18 protein-coding genes are annotated in these 17,702 nt (G+C 72.6%); 11 read left to right on the top strand and 7 right to left on the bottom strand.

Going from position 1 to position 17,702, the window contains the following annotated elements; translation table 11 throughout:
* Window positions 1-121: 121 nt before the first annotated feature.
* Window positions 122-730, bottom strand: coding sequence for an alpha/beta hydrolase (locus ACZ4W5_RS03235; protein WP_465652444.1), 609 nt, complete (start codon window positions 728-730; stop codon window positions 122-124).
* Between the two features lie 159 nt (window positions 731-889).
* Between ACZ4W5_RS03235 and ACZ4W5_RS03230 the strand changes: the two genes are divergently transcribed.
* The 5 genes from ACZ4W5_RS03230 (at window position 890) to ACZ4W5_RS03210 (ending at window position 5,280) form a co-directional block, all read left to right on the top strand.
* Window positions 890-1,123, top strand: coding sequence for a hypothetical protein (locus tag ACZ4W5_RS03230; protein WP_360228696.1), 234 nt, complete (start codon window positions 890-892; stop codon window positions 1,121-1,123).
* Between the two features lie 103 nt (window positions 1,124-1,226).
* A complete protein-coding gene (locus tag ACZ4W5_RS03225; protein WP_465652442.1) occupies window positions 1,227-2,081 on the top strand; it encodes a DUF3626 domain-containing protein in 855 nt (284 codons plus the stop codon).
* 45 nt (window positions 2,082-2,126) lie between these two features.
* The gene (locus ACZ4W5_RS03220) at window positions 2,127-3,239 is read left to right on the top strand and encodes a threonine aldolase family protein (protein WP_465652440.1); all 1,113 of its coding nucleotides are present in this window, start codon (window positions 2,127-2,129) and stop codon (window positions 3,237-3,239) included.
* 133 nt (window positions 3,240-3,372) lie between these two features.
* Window positions 3,373-3,951 (top strand): NADAR family protein, encoded by a 579-nt coding sequence (locus ACZ4W5_RS03215; RefSeq protein ID WP_465652438.1) that lies wholly within the window; start codon window positions 3,373-3,375, stop codon window positions 3,949-3,951.
* Between the two features lie 219 nt (window positions 3,952-4,170).
* Window positions 4,171-5,280 carry a hypothetical protein gene (locus ACZ4W5_RS03210; protein WP_465652436.1) on the top strand — a complete coding sequence of 370 codons (1,110 nt, stop codon included), beginning with the start codon at window positions 4,171-4,173 and terminating at the stop codon, window positions 5,278-5,280.
* Window positions 5,281-5,384: 104 nt separating this feature from the next.
* On the opposite strand, the gene ACZ4W5_RS03205 is transcribed toward ACZ4W5_RS03210, so the two are convergent.
* Entirely contained in the window at window positions 5,385-6,767 is a 1,383-nt protein-coding gene (locus ACZ4W5_RS03205; protein WP_402483569.1) for a glycine--tRNA ligase, read from the bottom strand.
* 191 nt (window positions 6,768-6,958) lie between these two features.
* Here ACZ4W5_RS03205 and ACZ4W5_RS03200 point away from each other — a divergent pair, with 191 nt between their 5' ends.
* The 4 genes from ACZ4W5_RS03200 to ACZ4W5_RS03185 are packed head-to-tail and all read left to right on the top strand — an operon-like array spanning window position 6,959 to window position 10,108.
* Entirely contained in the window at window positions 6,959-7,948 is a 990-nt protein-coding gene (locus ACZ4W5_RS03200) for a metal ABC transporter substrate-binding protein (RefSeq protein WP_465652434.1), read from the top strand.
* A 14-nt stretch (window positions 7,949-7,962) separates the two neighbouring features.
* Window positions 7,963-8,727, top strand: coding sequence for a metal ABC transporter ATP-binding protein (locus ACZ4W5_RS03195; RefSeq protein ID WP_360228717.1), 765 nt, complete (start codon window positions 7,963-7,965; stop codon window positions 8,725-8,727).
* Entirely contained in the window at window positions 8,724-9,662 is a 939-nt protein-coding gene (locus ACZ4W5_RS03190; protein ID WP_402483566.1) for a metal ABC transporter permease, read from the top strand. Before ACZ4W5_RS03195 ends, ACZ4W5_RS03190 begins: the two co-directional genes overlap by 4 nt.
* Window positions 9,663-9,697: 35 nt before the next feature.
* Complete coding sequence (locus tag ACZ4W5_RS03185; protein ID WP_360228723.1) at window positions 9,698-10,108, top strand: Fur family transcriptional regulator; 411 nt, start codon at window positions 9,698-9,700, stop codon at window positions 10,106-10,108.
* 132 nt (window positions 10,109-10,240) lie between these two features.
* On the opposite strand, the gene ACZ4W5_RS03180 is transcribed toward ACZ4W5_RS03185, so the two are convergent.
* The 4 genes from ACZ4W5_RS03180 to leuA form a co-directional block, all read right to left on the bottom strand.
* The gene (locus ACZ4W5_RS03180) at window positions 10,241-11,080 is read right to left on the bottom strand and encodes an isoprenyl transferase (RefSeq protein WP_360228726.1); all 840 of its coding nucleotides are present in this window, start codon (window positions 11,078-11,080) and stop codon (window positions 10,241-10,243) included.
* Between the two features lie 4 nt (window positions 11,081-11,084).
* Window positions 11,085-11,831, bottom strand: coding sequence for a DNA repair protein RecO (recO, locus tag ACZ4W5_RS03175; RefSeq protein WP_360228729.1), 747 nt, complete (start codon window positions 11,829-11,831; stop codon window positions 11,085-11,087).
* A 194-nt stretch (window positions 11,832-12,025) separates the two neighbouring features.
* Window positions 12,026-12,697, bottom strand: coding sequence for a TerB family tellurite resistance protein (locus ACZ4W5_RS03170; protein WP_360228732.1), 672 nt, complete (start codon window positions 12,695-12,697; stop codon window positions 12,026-12,028).
* 411 nt (window positions 12,698-13,108) lie between these two features.
* Window positions 13,109-14,905, bottom strand: coding sequence for a 2-isopropylmalate synthase (gene leuA, locus ACZ4W5_RS03165; protein ID WP_402483560.1), 1,797 nt, complete (start codon window positions 14,903-14,905; stop codon window positions 13,109-13,111).
* 333 nt (window positions 14,906-15,238) lie between these two features.
* On the opposite strand from leuA, the gene ACZ4W5_RS03160 reads away from it, so the two are divergent.
* On the top strand, window positions 15,239-16,261 hold the full coding sequence (locus ACZ4W5_RS03160) for a M4 family metallopeptidase (RefSeq protein WP_465652430.1): 1,023 nt from the start codon (window positions 15,239-15,241) through the stop codon (window positions 16,259-16,261).
* Between the two features lie 120 nt (window positions 16,262-16,381).
* Window positions 16,382-16,648, top strand: coding sequence for a protealysin inhibitor emfourin (locus ACZ4W5_RS03155; protein ID WP_360228741.1), 267 nt, complete (start codon window positions 16,382-16,384; stop codon window positions 16,646-16,648).
* Window positions 16,649-16,766: 118 nt separating this feature from the next.
* On the opposite strand, the gene era is transcribed toward ACZ4W5_RS03155, so the two are convergent.
* Window positions 16,767-17,696, bottom strand: a complete 930-nt coding sequence (gene era, locus ACZ4W5_RS03150; RefSeq protein WP_030061259.1) for a GTPase Era — start codon at window positions 17,694-17,696, stop codon at window positions 16,767-16,769.
* Window positions 17,697-17,702 lie beyond the last annotated feature (6 nt).

Genomic DNA, 17,702 nt, shown 5'->3' with positions numbered 1-17,702 from the left:
GCTTGTGCGTCGGGTTCCGGCAACAACCAAACAAGCTCCCGTACAAACCCACCACCCCCCCCCCCCCCCCCCCCCCCCCCCCGCCCCCCCCCCCCCCCCCCCCCCCCCCCGGCGCTCCTGCCTAGGCGCAGGTTCCACCGCTGGGGGTCAGTGCGCCGATGAAGGTGTCCAGTCGGGCGACGGCTGTGCGGAGCAGGTCGACGGATCCGGTCGGGTCGTCCGGGAGTTCGAGGCCGTGGTCGGCGGCGGGGAGTTCCAGGACCTGGTGGCCGGTGGCGTCGGCGACGCTCCGGTCCCACAGCCTGTCGGCGCCGCCGCCGATCAGGAGGGTCGGTGCGGTGGCCCGGTGGAGGGCGCGGGCCACGTGGTCGAGGGTGAGCACCGGGGTGAGCCAGGCGGCCGGGAGGGCGCGGTCCGCGGCGAGGCCGGCGGCCAGGGAGCCCAGCGACTTGCCGACCAGCAGGCGGCAGGCGCCGCCCTCGGCGTCGACAGCCGCGCCGACCTGCCGCTCGACCCAGGCGATCCGCTGCTCCGTCGTGAACTCGGCGAATCCGTCCGGGATCCGCCACCACAGCTCCTGGACCGTCCAGCCGTGCCGGACCAGGACCGAGGAGGCGAAGTGCAGCAGTGGACGGGCGGGCGTGTAGCCGACGCCGGGGACGACCAGCGCGACCCGGTCCGGGTCGCCGTCGATACGGGTGGGGAGGCTCAGTGCGGAGGAAGCGGACATGCCCGCAGGCTACTTCCGGCCCACCCCGCCGACTGCGGGGGGAACCTCCTGCACCATCATCTGCCGTGCGCCCCACGCTACTTCGGCTATGGCGGAACGACACCTTGGTCCGCGATACTTGGTTCGCACAGTGATCGAGTCCGAAGGAAGGGGGAGCTCATGAGCTTCGTTCTCGCGTTCCTGGCCGCGCTGGCGGCCGTCGTCGTCGGCACCACCCTGTTCCTGGCCCGTCGTGATCGGGCCCACCGGCGGTGGGCGGACGGCACGGAGGGCCTGCTGATCGAACAGCGGCGGACCTCCCAGGCCGCCCGGATCCGCAGCACCCACTCCACCTGGGCCACCCACCACGGCAACGGCCTGTTCCCCGACGACCTGCAGACCCACTACGTCTGACGCGGCGTCGCCACCTTCCCGGCGCCGGGGGCGGACGCAGCGGCGCCGGGGCGGACGAAAACCCGGGTGCGCCCCTCGGCCCGGCCGCGCGACACTACCGCGCATGAGCTCCGACGCCGCCCCGACCCCGCAGGTCCGGGCCCTCGACCACGTGGCCTCGCTCTCCGCCGGCCCGCCCGTCGACCCGGCCCTGCGGGTGACCCTCAACTTCCACCCGGACCGGGTCTCCCGCGGCCGGGCCGTCCTCGACGCCCTGGCCGAGGACGGCGTCTACCTCTCCCAGTTCGCCACCGGCACCAGCAACGGCGGCCTGACCGCCCACCCCGGCGGGGACCGCTGGCGCTGGGAGAGCCGGATCTTCGCCGGTGCCTACGACGCCGCGGCTCCCGGCGAACGCCCCGTCTACGGAGCCCTCGACCACCGCCGCAGTCCGGTCGGCGCCGCACCCCGCTTCGGCTCCGCGCACCTGCGGCTCACCGCCCCCGCCCTGGAGCGCACCACCTTCTGCTACCCGGACAGCTTCCTGGAGCCCACGGACTTCGGCACCGCCGCCCGCATGGGGCTCGTCGAACTGGCCCTGGCCGACGACCAGGACGCCCTCGACGACTACATCGAGGCGCAGGTCCACGGCCCGGTCCGGCTGGCCGAGGACGTCGAGGCCCTGGTGCTGGACCCCTGCTACCGGAACACCCCGGTCGAGGACGCCGCCCGCCGCCTCCCCTGCCCGCTGGAGTGGCACCCCGGCTTCCGGCTCACCGTCGAGGAGCTCCGCCGCCACCCCGACTACCGCGGCCAGGAGTTCGTCGCCCTCGGCGCCCGGATCGCCGAGGAGGGCGCCCTCGACCCCCGGATCATCGGCGCTGCCGCCGCGAGCGGTCGCCACGACCCCCAGGCCCTCAAGAAGGTGTGGCACTACCTCGCCCGCTTCGGCGCCCTCGGGTTCGGCGCCCCCGGGTAGCGAAAAGCGGTTGGCCCGGCTTCCCGCCGGACGGAGAATCGCCGGATGACCGATGACCAGATCGACTGGGCCCGCCTGCGCGCCGCCCACCGGGCCTGTACCCGCTTCCTCTCCGGCAACCGCCCGCTCACCATGCGCGAGCGGCTCACCGCGCTCGCCGAGGCGGTCGAGCCGGACGCCCACCCCGACATCTACGGGGACGGCGGGCCGGTCGGGGAGCTGGAGGAGCGCACCGCCGCGCTCCTCGGCACGGAGGACGCGGTGTTCTTCCCCAGCGGGACGATGGCCCAGCAGGTCGCCCTGCGCCACCACGCCGAGCGGACCGGGAACCCGGCCGTCGCACTCCACCCGCAGAGCCACCTCGAACGGCACGAGCGCCACGCCCACGTCCAGCTGACCGGCCTGCGCAGCCTCTGGCCCACCACCGAGCCGCGGCAGCCGACCGCCGACGAACTGCGGGGCCTCGGCGAGCCGTTCGGCACCCTGGTGGTGGAACTCCCGCTCCGCGACCCGGGCTTCGTCCTGCCCACCTGGGACGAGCTCACCGAGCTGGTCGCCGCCGCCCGCGCGGCCGGTGCCCGGGTGCACTTCGACGGGGCCCGCCTCTGGAACACCACGACCCACTTCGGCCGGCCGCTGGACGAGATCGCCGCCCTGGCCGACAGCGTCTACGTCTCCTACTACAAGGACCTCGGCGGCATCAGCGGGGCCGCCCTCGCCGGGGACAAGGCCTTCACCGCGTACGCCCGCACCTGGCGCCACCGTTACGGCGGGCAGCTCTACCAGCAGTGGCCGGCCGCCCTCGCCGCGCTCACCGGCCTGGCCACCGAACTCCCCCGGATCCCCGGCCACACCCGCCACGCGGCGACCCTCATCCCCGCCCTGGCCGCCCTTCCCGGTGCGCGGATCTTCCCGGAGGTCCCGCCCACCCACGACTTCCAGCTCTGGCTCCCCCACCCGGCGCGCGCCCTGAACGCGGCCACCCTCGCCCTCGCCGAGCAGGAGGGGACCTGGTTCCTGGACTGGACCGACGCCGCCCCCGGCCTCGCCATGGCCGAGGTCCGCCTGACGGGCTCGGCCCGGGACTGGACGGCGGAGGAGGTCACCGAACTCGGGCTGCGCTTCCTGGAACTGGTCGCCGCCGCCGAACGGGACTGACCCACCGCCGAACGGGACCGACCCGCCGGCCCCCGGGCTCGGGCAGCCAGCCCCCGGGCTCGGGCAGCCGGACGGAGCCCGCGGCCGTCAAACGGATGGCGGGCTCCCCACCCTTCGTGTCAGAATGACGATTATGAGCAAGCAGCAGGTCGGGGACTTCGCCGACGTCCGCAGCCGCGAGGAGCTGGCGGGCCTGATGGCCACCGGGGCACGGCCGAAGTGGGTGATGTTCTGGGGGCACACCGCCCGCAAGGGCGGCGGGACGCGGCAGGAGTGCCTGAGCCAGTGGTGGCCCGGGCAGTTCACCGTCGACGGGGTGACGTACGCCTCCGCCGAGCACTGGATGATGGCCGGCAAGGCCCGGATGTTCGGCGACCGGGCGATCGAGCAGCAGGTGCTGGAGGCCCGGACGCCCGCCGAGGCGAAGAAGCTGGGCCGACTGGTGCAGGACTTCGACGACAAGACCTGGACGGCGGGCCGGTTCGACCTGGTGGTCGAGGGGAACGTCGCGAAGTTCGGTCAGGACGAGGCCCTGCGGGAGTACCTGCTGGGCACGGGCGACCGCGTCCTGGTCGAGGCCAGCCCGCTGGACCGGATCTGGGGCATCGGCCTCGGCGCGGACGACATCCGGGCCGAGCGACCGCTGGAGTGGCGGGGGCTGAACCTGCTCGGGTTCGCGCTGATGGAGGCGCGGGCCCGACTGGCCGGTTGAGGCCGGTCGTTCCCCTGCCGGACGGGGCGGCCCCTGCCGGACGGGGCGGCCCCTGCCGCGGAGCGCGACCGGCGCACTTCTCGCAACGGCCGCCCTCTGCGCGCTCCTTGACGCCACTCGGGCACGACTGGTCGCGCTCTCGTAACTCCATCGCCACATTCCGACGCCAGGATGTCCCGCAGTCAGGGCACAGATGGACAGGTTGGGGCGATCATGCGCATGCGGTCGACGGAAGAATCCGCAGGCCAGCAACCGGAGGGCGAGCAACGGGCCGCCGAACTCCGGTCGGAACTGGACGAGTTGCTCCGCGCGAGCCGGTACGCGGGCCAACGCGAACGCCGGTTGAGCGAGGCGATACGGGCGACCCCGGGCCGCCAGCGCCCGGACGGCGACCTGCTGCGGCAGCTCGCCCAGGCCCGCACCCTACGCGAGGGCCTGGGCGCGCGCTGCCTGCAACTGAGCGATCAGTTACAGGAGTTGGAGCTCCACCTCAGACAGGCGCCGATCCCAGCGCCGGCCCCGGCACCACCCCCGGCACCGGCACCACCCCCGGCACCGGCACCGCCACCACCCCCCGCTCCACCCGTCCGCCCCGACCTCGGCGCCCTCACCGAGCGGATCACCGGACTCCACCGCAGCGGGGCCCGCCCCGAGGCCGAGGACCTGCTGGACCGGGCCGCCGCCCACCTCGCCCCCGTCGAGGCCGCCTTGCTGGCCGGGATGCTCTCCCGGCGCGGGCCGACCGGCGCCTCGCTCCAACTGGCCCGGACGGCCGCCCGGAGCGCCCCGGAGCACGCCGTCGTGGTGCTGGCGGAGCTGCGCGAACTGGGTCTGGCCGAGGAGGCCGCCGAGCTGTTCCACGCCTTCCGGGCCTACCCGGCCGCCGCCGTCCCGGCGCTGCTCGCCGCGCTGGAGCGGGCCGGGCAGCACGCCGACAGCGCCACGCTGCTCTGGGAGTGGGGCTCGGCGCCGACCCCGGAGCTGACCTCGCTGGCCGCCGGCCTCCAGCAGCACGGCCGCCCCGCCGACGTCCGCACGCTGCTGCGCCAGGCGGCCGGCCGCCCGACCGCGGACCTGGTCGGACTCGCGACCGGACTGCCGCCCGCGCTCGCCACCCTCCTGCTGCAGGAGCTGGCGGCCCTCCGCCCGCCGGTCGAACTGGCGCGCCTGGCCGCCGCGCTGGAGAACCACCGGGACCTCTACGGGCAGCTGCTGGCGGCACTGCTCGCCGACGACACCCGCCACCGCACCACCCTGGCCGCCCTCCGCACGGCCGGCCTGCCGACCGCCCCGCCGGCCGCCCCGCGCTCCCGCTGGGGCCGGCGCTGACCCACCGGCCGTAGGAAAGCGGGGAGCCCCCGCCCGCCTCCACCAGGGAGGACGGCCGGGGGCTCCCCGAAGTACCGGAGTACCGGAGTACCGGAGTACCGGACTCAGCAGCCGATCAGCCGCGCCGCCAGGTAGCCCTTCACCTGGTCCAGCGACACACGCTCCTGCGACATGGTGTCGCGGTCGCGAACGGTCACGGCGTTGTCCTCGAGGGTGTCGAAGTCGACCGTGACGCAGAACGGCGTACCGATCTCGTCCTGGCGGCGGTAGCGCTTGCCGATCGCGCCCGCGTCGTCGAACTCGACGTTCCACGCGGTGCGCAGGTCGGCGGCCAGGCCGCGGGCCTTCGGGGAGAGCTCGGCGTTGCGCGACAGCGGCAGCACCGCGACCTTGACCGGGGCCAGGCGCGGGTCGAGCCGCATGCCGACGCGCTTCTCCATGACGCCCTTGGCGTTCGGCGCCTCGTCCTCGAAGTAGGCGTCGATCAGGAAGGCCAGCATGGCGCGGTTGAGGCCGGCCGCCGGCTCGATGACGTACGGGAAGTACCGCTCGCCGGACTCCTGGTCGAAGTACTTGAGGTCCTGGCCGGAGGCCTCGCTGTGCACCCGCAGGTCGTAGTCCGTGCGGTTGGCGACGCCCTCCAGCTCGGAGAACTCGGAGCCGCCGAAGTTGAAGCGGTACTCGATGTCCACGGTGCGCTTGGCGTAGTGGGAGAGCTTCTCCTTCGGGTGCTCGAAGAAGCGCATGTTCTCGGTGCGCAGACCGAGGTCGACGTACCAGTCCCAGCGCTGCTGGAGCCAGTACTCGTGCCACTGCTCGTCCTCGCCCGGCTTGACGAAGAACTCCATCTCCATCTGCTCGAACTCACGGGTCCGGAAGATGAAGTTGCCGGGGGTGATCTCGTTGCGGAAGCTCTTGCCGGTCTGGGCGATGCCGAACGGCGGCTTCTTGCGCGAAGTGGTCTGGACGGCCTTGAAGTTGGTGAAGATGCCCTGGGCGGTCTCGGGGCGCAGGAAGGCCAGGCCGCTCGCCTCCTCGGTGACACCGAGGTGGGTCTTGAGCATGCCCGAGAAGTCCTTGGGCTCGGTGAACTGGCCCTTGGTGCCGCAGTCGGGGCAGTTGACGTCCTTGAGGCCGTTCGGCGGCGGGAAGCCGTGCTTGGCCTCGTACTTCTCCTCCAGGTGGTCGGCCCGGTGGCGCTTGTGGCAGGAGAGGCACTCGGTCAGCGGGTCGTTGAAGGTGGCGACGTGGCCGGAGGCCTCCCAGACCTCGCGGGCCAGGATCACCGACGAGTCGAGTCCGACGACGTCCTCGCGGGCCTGGACCATCGTGCGCCACCACTGGCGCTTGATGTTCTCCTTGAGCTCGACGCCCAGCGGCCCGTAGTCCCAGGCGGCACGCGTGCCGCCGTAGATCTCGCTGCAGGGGTAGACGAAGCCTCGGCGCTTGCTCAGGCTGACGATCGTGTCGATCTTGTCGGCGGCCACAGTGCTCTCTTCAGTACGTACGGCACGGTCAGGGCACGGCTGGTTGCTCGTACCCGAATACCCAAGGTTACCGGCCAGACGGGTACGGGGTTCAAATCGATATGGTCCGGCTCCTCCCGACCAGGGCCACCTGCCGTTCACCCGTCCGAGTGATTTGACAATCATTTCCACTGCAGATGAGAATGATTGTCATGATGATCGGACTGCTCAGCCGCCGTACCCGCAGGACCGCCGCCCTGGCCGTCGCCGCCCTCGCCGCCTCCATGGCCCTCACGGCCTGCGGTGGCAGCAGCAGCGCCCAGGGTGCGGACGGCAAGCTGAACGTCGTCGCCTCCTTCTACCCGATGGAGTTCCTGGCCCAGCAGATCGGCAAGGAGCACGTCTCGGTCACCGACCTCACCGCGCCCGGCGTCGAGCCGCACGACCTGGAGCTCACCGCCAAGCAGGTCGCCGGCGTCCAGAAGGCCGACGCGATCCTCTACCTCAAGGGCCTCCAGCCCACCGTCGACCAGGCCGTCGACCAGTCGGCCAGCAAGCACAAGATCGACGCCACCGCGGCCAGCCCGCTGGTCGACCACCACCTCGACGAGGGCACCGCCGAGGGCGACGGCTACAAGCACGAGGGCCCGGCCGGCGACCCGCACATCTGGCTCGACCCGAGCCGCTACGCCGCGATCGCCAAGAGCGTCGGCGACGAGTTCGCCAAGGCCGACCCCGCGCACGCCGCCGACTACCGGAAGAACACCGACGACCTGGTCACCCGGCTCACCGCCCTGGACCAGGAGTTCCGGACCGGGCTGCAGGACGTCAAGACCAAGACCTTCGTCACCAGCCACGCCGCCTTCGGCTACCTCGCCGACCACTACGGCCTCACCCAGGTCGCCATCAACGGCGTCGACCCGGAGTCCGAGCCCACCCCGGCCCGCCTCGCCGAGGTGCAGAAGGCCGCCAAGGACAACGGCGTCACCACGATCTTCTTCGAGACCCTGGTCAGCCCCAAGCTCGCCGACACCGTCGCCAAGGACCTCGGCCTCAAGACCGCGGTGCTGGACCCGCTGGAGGGCGTCAAGGACCCGTCCAAGGACGACTACCTGACCGTCATGAAGCAGAACCTGGCCAACCTCCGGGCCGCCCTCGGCGCCCCCGCCGCGGCCACCCCGGCCCCCACCCCCGCGAGCTGACGGGACGCCCCACCATGACCCACCCGATACCCCCGGCCGTCCGCCTCCGCGACGCCGTCGCCTCGCGCGGCGGCCGGCCGGTGCTGCGCGGCGTCGACCTCACCGTCCGACCCGGCGAGGTCGTCGCCCTGCTCGGCGCCAACGGCTCCGGCAAGTCGACCACCGTCAAGGCCGTGATCGGCTCCGTCCCGCTGGAGCAGGGCACCCTGGAGCTGTTCGGCACCCCGTACGGCTCCTTCCGCGCCTGGCACCGGATCGGGTACGTCCCGCAGCGCACCACCGCCGCCTCCGGCGTCCCCGCCACCGTGCGCGAGGTGGTCTCCACCGGGCGGCTCGCACAGCACCGGCTGCTGCCGTTCCGCCGCCGGGACCGCGCCGCGGTGGACGGCGCGCTGGCCGCCGTCGGCATGCTGGACCGAGCCGGGGACGGCGTCGCCGACCTCTCCGGCGGCCAGCAGCAGCGGGTGCTGATCGCCCGCGCCCTGGTCGGCACCCCCGACCTGCTGATCATGGACGAGCCGATGGCCGGCGTGGACGCCGCCAGCCAGCAGGTGCTCGCCGACACCCTGCGCGCCGAGGTCGGCCGCGGTGCCTCCGTACTCCTCGTCCTGCACGAACTCGGGCCGCTGGAGCCGCTGATCGACCGCGCCGTGGTGCTGCGGGACGGCTGCGTCGCGCACGACGGCCCGCCGGTGCCCAACACCGGCCTGCACGCGCTGCCCGGCCACGACCACGTCCACCCGCACGCCGACCTCACCCCGCCGAGGCTGCTCGCATGACCGAGATGCTCTCCTACGACTTCATGCAGCGCGCCCTGCTGGCCGCCGTGCTGGTCGGGATCACCGCCCCCGCCGTCGGGATCTACCTGGTGCAGCGCCGCCAGGCCCTGATGGGCGACGGCATGGGCCACGTCGCGATGACCGGCGTCGGCCTCGGCTTCATCTTCCAGACCAGCCCGGTCTGGATGGCCGTGCTGGTCTGCGTGCTCGGCGCCGTCACCATGGAGCTGGTCCGCTCGCGCGGCAACCAGCGCGGCGACATCGCCCTGGCGATGCTCTTCTACGGCGGCATGGCCTGCGGCAAGCTGCTCGTCTCGATGTCCGCCCAGGCCGGGGCCGGCTCGCTGGAGAGCTACCTGTGGGGCTCGATCCTCACCGTCGCCCCCGCCGACCTGGCCACCATCGCGGTGCTCGGGGCGGTGGTCATCGCGGTCACCGTCGGCCTGCGCCGCCAGCTCTTCGCGATCTGCCAGGACGAGGACTTCGCCCGGGTCACCGGCGTGCCGGTGCGCACCCTCAACCTGCTGCTCGCGGTGATGGCCGCGGTCACCGTCACGGTCGCCATGCGGGTGGTCGGACTGCTGCTGGTCAGCGCGCTGATGGTGGTCCCGGTGGTCGCCGCCCAGCAGCTGACCCGCTCCTTCGCCGCCACCCAGGCCGCCTCGATCGCGCTCGGCGTGGTGGTCGCGCTGGCCGGCGTCACCGGCTCCTACCAGCTGAACGTGCCCTCCGGACCGGCCATCGTGCTGCTCGCCATCGCGGTGTTCGCGGTGTTCAGCGCGATCGCCGCCCCGCTCGCCCGCCGCCGCCACCGGCGCCGCGGCGACGCCGGGCAGGGGCCCCAGGTCTGCGACGTCCGACTCCCCGGCCAGGACCCGGGAAAGAGTTCCTCCGACGCGACCACTCCGGAGCGGCGGGCCGGGCTGGCACAATGAGGTGCGTGACGCCCACGACCCCAGGAGGACCCACGGTGACCACCGCAGGCCCGTCGCCGCGCGCCCGCTCGACCCGGCAGCGAGCCGCCGTCTCGGCGGCCCTGGACGAGATCGCGGACTTCCGCAGCGCCCAGGAGCTCCACGACCTGCTCAAGCACCGCGGAGACTCCGTCGGTCTGACCACGGTCTACCGCACCCTCCAGTCGCTCGCCGACGCCGGTGAGGTGGACGTGCTGCGCACCGCCGACGGCGAGGCCGTCTACCGCCGGTGCAGCAGCGGGCACCACCACCACCTGGTCTGCCGGCACTGCGGCGCCACCGTCGAGGTCGAAGGCCCCGCGGTCGAGCGCTGGGCCAACTCGGTCGCCGCCGAGCACGGGTTCAGCGACATCGCACACACCCTGGAGATCTTCGGCACCTGCGCGGACTGCGCCAAGAAGGGCTGAACGACCGTCCGTACGGGGGCAGCCCGCGCGGACGACGGCCGAAGGGCCCGCAGGAACGGTTCGTTCCGCGGGCCCTTCGGCACGTGCACGCCAGTCGGTATCAGCGCCGGTCGGTGCCAGCGCCGGTCGGCGTCAGCGCTGGGCGGGCAGCTCCAGCGGCGAGGGCAGCTCGTTCGGGATCGCCCCGCCGAAGCGGCGGTCGCGCATCGCGAACTGCTCGCAGGCGCGCCACAGGTCGCGGCGGTCGAAGTCCGGCCAGAGCACGTCCTGGAACACGAACTCGGCGTACGCGGACTGCCAGAGCAGGAAGTTGGAGGTGCGCTGCTCGCCGCTGGGGCGCAGGAAGAGGTCCACGTCCGGCATGTCCGGGTGGTACATGTACTTGGCGAGGGTCTTCTCGTTGACCTTCTTCGGGTCCAGCCGGCCGGCCGCCACGTCCAGCGCAATCGCCTGCGCGGCGTCGGCGAGTTCGGCCCGGCCGCCGTAGTTGACGCACATGTAGAGCGTCACGGCGTCGTTGCCCTTGGTCTGCTCCTCGGCGACCTGGAGCTCCTGGACGACGCTCTTCCACAGCTTGGGCATCCGGCCGGCCCAGCGGATCCGCACGCCCATCGCGTCCATCTCGTCGCGGCGGCGGCGGATGACGTCCCGGTTGAAGTTCATCAGGAACTTCACCTCGTCGGGCGAGCGCTTCCAGTTCTCGGTGGAGAACGCGTACAGCGAGATGTTCTTGACGCCGAGCTCGATCGCGCCCTTGAGCACGTCCAGCACGACGGACTCGCCGATCTTGTGGCCCTCGGTGCGGGGCAGCCCGCGCTCCTTGGCCCAACGGCCGTTGCCGTCCATCACGATGGCGACGTGGTCCGGGACCAGCTCGCCGGGGAGCTTCGGGGGCCTGGCGCCGCTGGGGTGCGGGGTCGGGGGTTCGTAGACCCGCTGCTTGCCACCGCCGAAGAGCCGTCGCGCTGCCATGTGCTCACTTCTCCACGTATCTCATCGAGCGGATGCCCCGCTCCAGGTGCCACTGCAGATAGGCCGCGACCAGGCCGCTGCCCTCCCGCCAGTACCGTGGCTCGCAGGCGTCGGCCGTCCGCCAGTCCCCTGACAGCAGCGCCCCGAGCAGTACCAGTGTCTCAGGGGAGGGTACGGCACATCCGGGCACTCGGCAGTCCGCGCAGAGCACCCCCCCTGCGGGGAGGGAGAAGAAACGGTTCGGCCCGTCCAGGCCGCACTTGGCGCAGTCGGTGAAGCTCGCGCCGTACCCGTTCACCGCGAGCGAGCGCAGCAGGAAGGCGTCCAGCACCAGGTGCGACTCGTGCGTCCCGGCCGCCAGCGTGCGCAGCCCGCCCACCAGCAGCAGGTACTGCTGGACGGCCGGCTCGCCCTCGTTCTCGGCGAAGCGCTCGGCCGTCTCCAGCATCGCCGTGCCGGCGGTGTAGCGGCCGTAGTCGGTGACGATCGATCCGCCGTACGGGGCGATGGTCTCCACCTGGGTGCACAGCGGCAGCCCGCGCCCGATCAGCTCGCTCCCCCGGCTGAAGAACTGCACGTCCACGTGCGAGAACGGCTCCAGCCGGGCGCCGAACTTGGACTTGGTCTTGCGCACCCCGCGCGCCACCGCCCGCACCTTGCCGTGGTGGCGGGTCAGCAGGGTGATGATCCGATCGGCCTCGCCGAGCTTCTGCGCCCGCAACACGACGCCGTCGTCCCGGAAAAGGCTCATGCCCCCCATTGTCCCCCAGGGCACGGACAGCCGTGGACAGCCGTGTTGCCCGCACCGGGGACCGTGGGGGAGGACCACTGCGGTGCGGGTCACGGCGGGCCCGGAGGGTGGGGGCACCTCCCGGCCGAAGGCCGGGGGCGAGCGGGCCCGTTTGTGGGGGATACGGAAGGTCCGGAGGGACGGGGGCCGAGGCCCTACAGGTTCTCGTACGGTGCCCGGGTCGCCGCCTCCAGCAGCGCCGGCACCTGGCTCTGCGGCAGGTCCAGGCAGCTGCCGACGGCGGCCAGCGCCTCGCGCTCCTGCGGCAGGTAGCGCCCGTCCGCCAGGGCGATCGCGGCGCCCAGCAGCAGCAGCCGCTCCCGGCCCTGCTGGGCCAGGTGCGGGGCGAGCGGTTCGAGCACCGCGTGCAGTTCCACGGCCAGGCCGCCGGACATCCCGTGGGCGTCGTGGAGTTCGCCGCCGAGCCCGGAGAGCGCGGCGAGCGCGGCCAGCACCTGGGCCTCGCCGCAGTCCTCGAACCCGGCCTCGCGCACCGCCGTGCAGGCCGCCTCGCGGGCCGCCCGGTGGGCGGTGCCGCCGGCCGCGAGCAGGGCCAGCGCGATGGTGTACTGGGCGTCCCGCAGCATCGCGCCGAGGCGCACGCTGGTGGGCTGCTCCAGGGACTCGACGCCGTAGCGCCCGTGGCAGCTGGTGCACTGCACGCTGCCGATCACCGGCCCGAGCGGCGCGACCGGCGTCCCCAGCAGGCGCAGCCAGCGCCGGCCGTGCTGCCGGCGGTAGTTGCGGTCCCCGCCGCAGCCCGGGCAGAAGAAATCACCGAGAACATCGGTCCGCCACCTCGGGCGGACACCCCACAACCTGGTCACGGCGCCACTCCCCAGACATGGCAGGCGGCCTGCACAACTATGGACAGGTCACGCGACCGGACACCGAGGCCGTCCCACCGACCCGGCTTGCCGGTGGATCGATGTTGCCACGGTTACCGGCACGTGTCAGTACCTCGAACGGCTTCCGATCCGAAAAAATGTGGCGCAGGCCACAGCCCGCCGGAACGCCCGGCGGACACGGCGAAGGGCCGCCCCGCGGGACGGCCCTTCGCGTACCACCCTGGGGCGTGTCTGACAATTCCCGCCGGGCGCGCGACGCCGGGGCACGCACCTCGCCGCGTTGTCGTCAGTCGCCGATGCTCCGCATGGACTCCCTCCTCCGCCTTGCGATGCACGCACCCCAACGCCGCACGCTGATCCGACGCGAATTGTCAGACACGCCCTAGGGAGTTAACCCCGCTGCGAGCGGTTGACGGCACTGATCATCGCCTTGAGCGAGGCCAGCACGGTGTTGCCGTCGATGCCCACGCCCCACAGCACCTTGCCGTCCACCGCGCACTCCACGTACGCGGCCGCCTGGGCGTCGCCGCCCTCGCTCAGCGCGTGCTCGGCGTAGTCCAGCACCCGTACGTCCACGCCGATCCGGGCCAGCGCGTCCGCGAAGGCCGAGACCGGGCCGTTGCCGGTGCCGGACAGGGTCACCGGCACACCGTCCACCACGGCCTCGGCGGTCAGCGCGTCCCGGCCGTCCTCGGTGGTCAGGGTGCGCGAACCCGCCAGCGACAGCCGGCCCCACGGGTTGCCGGTGGTCGGCAGGTACTCGTCCTCGAAGACCCGCCAGATCTCCGCCGGGCTGACCTCGCCGCCCTCGGCGTCGGTCTTGGCCTGGATGATCCGGGAGAACTCGATCTGCATCCGGCGCGGCAGGTCCAGCTTGTGGTCGTTCTTGAGGACGTACGCCACCCCGCCCTTGCCGGACTGGCTGTTGACCCGGATGACCGCCTCGTAGGTGCGGCCGACGTCCTTCGGGTCGATCGGCAGGTACGGCACGCCCCAGGTGTGCTCCGCCACCGGCACCCCGGCCGCCTTCGCGTCCGCCTCCAGGGCGTCGAAGCCCTTCTTGATGGCGTCCTGGTGCGAGCCGGAGAAGGAGGTGTACACCAGGTCCCCGGCGTACGGGTGGCGCGGGTGCACCTCCATCTGGTTGCAGTACTCGGCGGTGCGGCGCACCTCGTCGATGTCGGAGAAGTCGATCTGCGGGTCGATGCCCTGCGAGAACAGGTTCATCCCCAGCGTCACCAGGTCGACGTTGCCGGTCCGCTCGCCCTGCCCGAACAGGCAGCCCTCGATCCGGTCCGCGCCCGCCATGTAGGCCAGCTCGGCCGAGGCCACGGCGGTGCCGCGGTCGTTGTGGGGGTGCACCGACAGGCAGACGAACTCGCGGCGCGACAGGTTGCGCGACATCCACTCGAACTGGTCGGCCTGGACGTTCGGGGTGGCCCGCTCGACGGTGGCCGGCAGGTTCAGGATGATCTCGCGGCCCTCGCCGGGCTGCCAGACGTCCATCACCGCCTCGCAGACCTCCAGCGCGAAGTCCAGCTCGGTGTCCACGAAGATCTCCGGCGAGTACTGGTAGCCGAAGACGGTGTCGTCGCCCAGCAGCTTCTCCGCGTACTCCATCACCAGCCGGGTCCCGTCCACCGCGATCGCCTTGGTGGCCGCCTCGTCGTTGCGGAACACCACCCGGCGGAACAGCGGCGCGGTCGCGTTGTACAGGTGGACGGTCGCCCGCGGGGCGCCGACCAGCGACTCGACGGTCTTCTCGATCAGCTCTTCGCGGGCCTGGGTCAGCACCGAGATGGTGACGTCCTCCGGGATCGCCCCCTCCTCGATCAGCGACCGCACGAAGGCGTGGTCGGTGGCGCCGGAGGACGGGAAGCCGACCTCGATCTCCTTGTAGCCCATGGCCACCAGCAGGTCGAACATCTTCCGCTTGCGGGCCGGGGACATCGGGTCGATCAGCGCCTGGTTGCCGTCCCGCAGGTCGGTGGAGAGCCAGCGCGGCGCCTTGGTGATCACCTGGTCCGGCCAGGTGCGGTCCGGCAGGTCGACGGTGCCGAACGGCAGGTAGCGCCCGTAGCGCATGCCCGAGGGCCGCTGGCGTACGGAGGCGGCGGTGATCGGGGTCGGCCGGTCGACGAAGGCGCGAGCGGCGGGGACGGACGCGGCGGAGGTCTGCTCGGTCATGGAGGGGACTCTCGGCTTCCTGTGGATGCGTGATGCGGGCGGTCGGGAGGGATCGACACCGACTGGCCGGCCGCTGCTGCGCCGCGCGACGCGCCCTCGCGTCGCCGTTTCCGCGCACAGCTCGTTCCCCGCGGCGAGGGAGCCGGCCCGGTGGACTACAGGCCCTCGACGCGGCAGCTAAGAAGAAGCAGCCCGTTGCGCATGATGTGGCCCAGCGTAACCCAGGCCCGCGCGCCCCCGAAGTGATCCGGGCTACCGTTCCACCCCTTGAGACGTGGACCGGTCCTGCCGCAGGTGGTGACATTCGGTCATCGAGGCCTCACCCTGGGCCGCATGACTGCAGGAGTCCCGCGCTGCGCGATCGTCCCGCCGTACGTCCTGGACCGCCTCGCCGAGGCCGGTCACCAGCCCGCCGTCCACTCCCTCGCCCTGGACGCCGCGCACCGCGCGGCCCGCCTCGCCGCTCCCCTGCCGACCGCCGGCGCCCCCGGCCTCAGCCGGCTGATCCACGACGCCGGGCACGGCCAGCGGCTGCCCGGGCGCACCGTCCGCACCGAGGGCCAGGCCCCGGTCGCCGACACCTCCGTCAACCACGCCTACGACGGCCTGGGCGCCACCTTCGCGCTCTACTCCGAGGTCTTCGGCCGCGACTCGATCGACGGCCGGGGCCTGCGGATGGACGCCAGCGTCCACTACGGCCGCAACTACGACAACGCCTTCTGGAACGGCCGGCAGATGGTCTTCGGCGACGGCGACGGCCAGATCTTCGGCGACTTCACCGCCTGCATCGACGTCATCGGCCACGAACTCACCCACGGCGTCACCCAGTTCACCGCCGGACTGGAGTACCAGGACCAGCCCGGCGCGCTCAACGAGTCGGTCTCCGACGTCTTCGGCTCGCTGGTCAAGCAGTACGCCCTGCACCAGGACGCCGCCTCCGCCGACTGGTTGATCGGCGCCGGGCTGCTCGCCCCCGGCATCCAGGGCGTGGCGCTGCGCTCGATGAAGGCCCCCGGCACCGCCTACGACGACCCCCAGCTCGGCAAGGACCCGCAGCCCGCCCACATGCGGGACTACGTGAACACCGCCGAGGACAACGGCGGGGTGCACATCAACTCCGGCATCCCCAACCACGCGTTCTACCTGCTGGCCACCGCCCTCGGCGGATCGTCCTGGGAGCAGGCCGGGCGGATCTGGTACGACGCCCTGACCGGCGGCACGCTGACCGCCACCGCCGACTTCACCGCCTTCGCCCGGGCCACCGTGGCCGCCGCCAAGGCCCGTTACCCCGACAAGCCCCCGATCGCCGACACCGTGACGGCCTCCTGGGCCCAGGTCGGCGTCAGCCCAGGGTGACCGCGGACGACCGGTTCACCGCCGGTCCGGACCGGTTCGGGACCGGTCCGGGACCGGTTTCGAGGTCACGGTCGGGGAAAAGAGCCGCAAAAGCCTTCCCTGCGTAGCACCATGGACACCATGCGCATCCAGGTCACCCGGACCGGCGGGCTCGCCGGAATCCTCCGTCACGCGGAGCTCGACACCGTCGACCGCACGGACGCCCCGCACGTCCACGCGCTCGCCCGCGAGGCCGTCGCGGGCGGGCTGCGCGCGCCCTCGTACGGGGTGCCGGACGGCTTCCACTACGAGATCACCGTCGACGGGCGGACGGTGTACTGCGCCGACCCCAAACTCACCGACTCGCAGCGGGAGCTGGTCTCGCTGGTGCTCCGCGAGGGGGCGTAGTCCCCTCACGCAGGCCCGGTGCGGCACGGGTCCGGTGCGACACGGGCCCGCCCGACGCGCGCGCACGGCGTCCGGACGGGCCCGGGGCGGCTCGCCGCCCTTCGCCGTACTCCCCCGGTCAGAAGCCCAGCTTGCGCAGCTGCTTGGGGTCGCGCTGCCAGTCCTTGGCCACCTTGACGTGCAGGTCCAGGTAGACCGGCGTGCCGAGCAGCGCCTCGATGTGCTTGCGGGCGGTGGTGCCGACGTGCTTGAGCCGCGCGCCCTTGGCGCCGATCACGATCGCCTTCTGGCTCTGCCGCTCGATGTAGACGTTGGCGTGGATGTCGAGCAGCGGGCGGTCCGCCGGGCGGCCCTCGCGCGGCAGCATCTCCTCGACCACGACGGCCAGCGAGTGCGGCAGTTCGTCCCGCACGCCCTCCAGGGCGGCCTCGCGGATCAGCTCGGCGACCATGATCTGCTCGGGCTCGTCGGTGAGGTCGCCCTCCGGGTAGAGCTGGTCGCCCTCGGGCAGCAGCTTGGTGAGGAGGTCGGCGACCAGTTCGACCTGCTTGTCGCCGACCGCGGAGACCGGGATGATCTCGGCCCACTCGAAGCCCAGCTCGATGCCGAGCTGGTGGATGGCGATCAGCTGCTCGGCCAGGCGCTTGGAGTCGACCAGGTCGGTCTTGGTGACGATGGCGACCTTGGGGGTCTTCTTGATCCCGGCGATCTCCTTGGCGATGAACTTGTCGCCGGGGCCGATCTTCTGGTCGGCGGGCAGGCAGAAACCGATCACGTCGACCTCGGCCCAGGTGGTGCGGACCAGGTCGTTGAGGCGCTCGCCGAGGAGGGTGCGGGGCTTGTGCAGGCCGGGGGTGTCGACCAGCACGAGCTGGGCGTCCGGGCGGTGCACGATGCCGCGCACGGTGTGCCGGGTGGTCTGCGGGCGGTCGGAGGTGATCGCGACCTTCGTCCCCACCAGGGCGTTGGTCAGGGTCGACTTGCCCGCGTTGGGACGGCCGACGAAGCACGCGAACCCGGAGCGGTACGAGGAGGAAGGGGCATTCATGGGCCC

Source organism: Kitasatospora sp. NPDC029367 (genome assembly GCF_055569135.1).
This window is presented reverse-complemented; position numbering and strand designations above follow the sequence as displayed.

Bases quoted from the DNA above. Each gene is read 5' to 3' on its own strand.
- ACZ4W5_RS03235 (WP_465652444.1), bottom strand. From the start codon at position 730: ATGTCCGCTTCCTCCGCACTGAGCCTCCCCACCCGTATCGACGGCGAC.
- ACZ4W5_RS03230 (WP_360228696.1), top strand. From the start codon at position 890: ATGAGCTTCGTTCTCGCGTTCCTGGCCGCGCTGGCGGCCGTCGTCGTC.
- ACZ4W5_RS03225 (WP_465652442.1), top strand. From the start codon at position 1,227: ATGAGCTCCGACGCCGCCCCGACCCCGCAGGTCCGGGCCCTCGACCAC.
- ACZ4W5_RS03220 (WP_465652440.1), top strand. From the start codon at position 2,127: ATGACCGATGACCAGATCGACTGGGCCCGCCTGCGCGCCGCCCACCGG.
- ACZ4W5_RS03215 (WP_465652438.1), top strand. From the start codon at position 3,373: ATGAGCAAGCAGCAGGTCGGGGACTTCGCCGACGTCCGCAGCCGCGAG.
- ACZ4W5_RS03210 (WP_465652436.1), top strand. From the start codon at position 4,171: ATGCGGTCGACGGAAGAATCCGCAGGCCAGCAACCGGAGGGCGAGCAA.
- ACZ4W5_RS03200 (WP_465652434.1), top strand. From the start codon at position 6,959: ATGATGATCGGACTGCTCAGCCGCCGTACCCGCAGGACCGCCGCCCTG.
- ACZ4W5_RS03195 (WP_360228717.1), top strand. From the start codon at position 7,963: ATGACCCACCCGATACCCCCGGCCGTCCGCCTCCGCGACGCCGTCGCC.
- ACZ4W5_RS03190 (WP_402483566.1), top strand. From the start codon at position 8,724: ATGACCGAGATGCTCTCCTACGACTTCATGCAGCGCGCCCTGCTGGCC.
- ACZ4W5_RS03180 (WP_360228726.1), bottom strand. From the start codon at position 11,080: ATGGCAGCGCGACGGCTCTTCGGCGGTGGCAAGCAGCGGGTCTACGAA.
- recO (WP_360228729.1), bottom strand. From the start codon at position 11,831: ATGAGCCTTTTCCGGGACGACGGCGTCGTGTTGCGGGCGCAGAAGCTC.
- leuA (WP_402483560.1), bottom strand. From the start codon at position 14,905: ATGACCGAGCAGACCTCCGCCGCGTCCGTCCCCGCCGCTCGCGCCTTC.
- ACZ4W5_RS03160 (WP_465652430.1), top strand. From the start codon at position 15,239: ATGACTGCAGGAGTCCCGCGCTGCGCGATCGTCCCGCCGTACGTCCTG.
- ACZ4W5_RS03155 (WP_360228741.1), top strand. From the start codon at position 16,382: ATGCGCATCCAGGTCACCCGGACCGGCGGGCTCGCCGGAATCCTCCGT.
- era (WP_030061259.1), bottom strand. From the start codon at position 17,696: ATGAATGCCCCTTCCTCCTCGTACCGCTCCGGGTTCGCGTGCTTCGTC.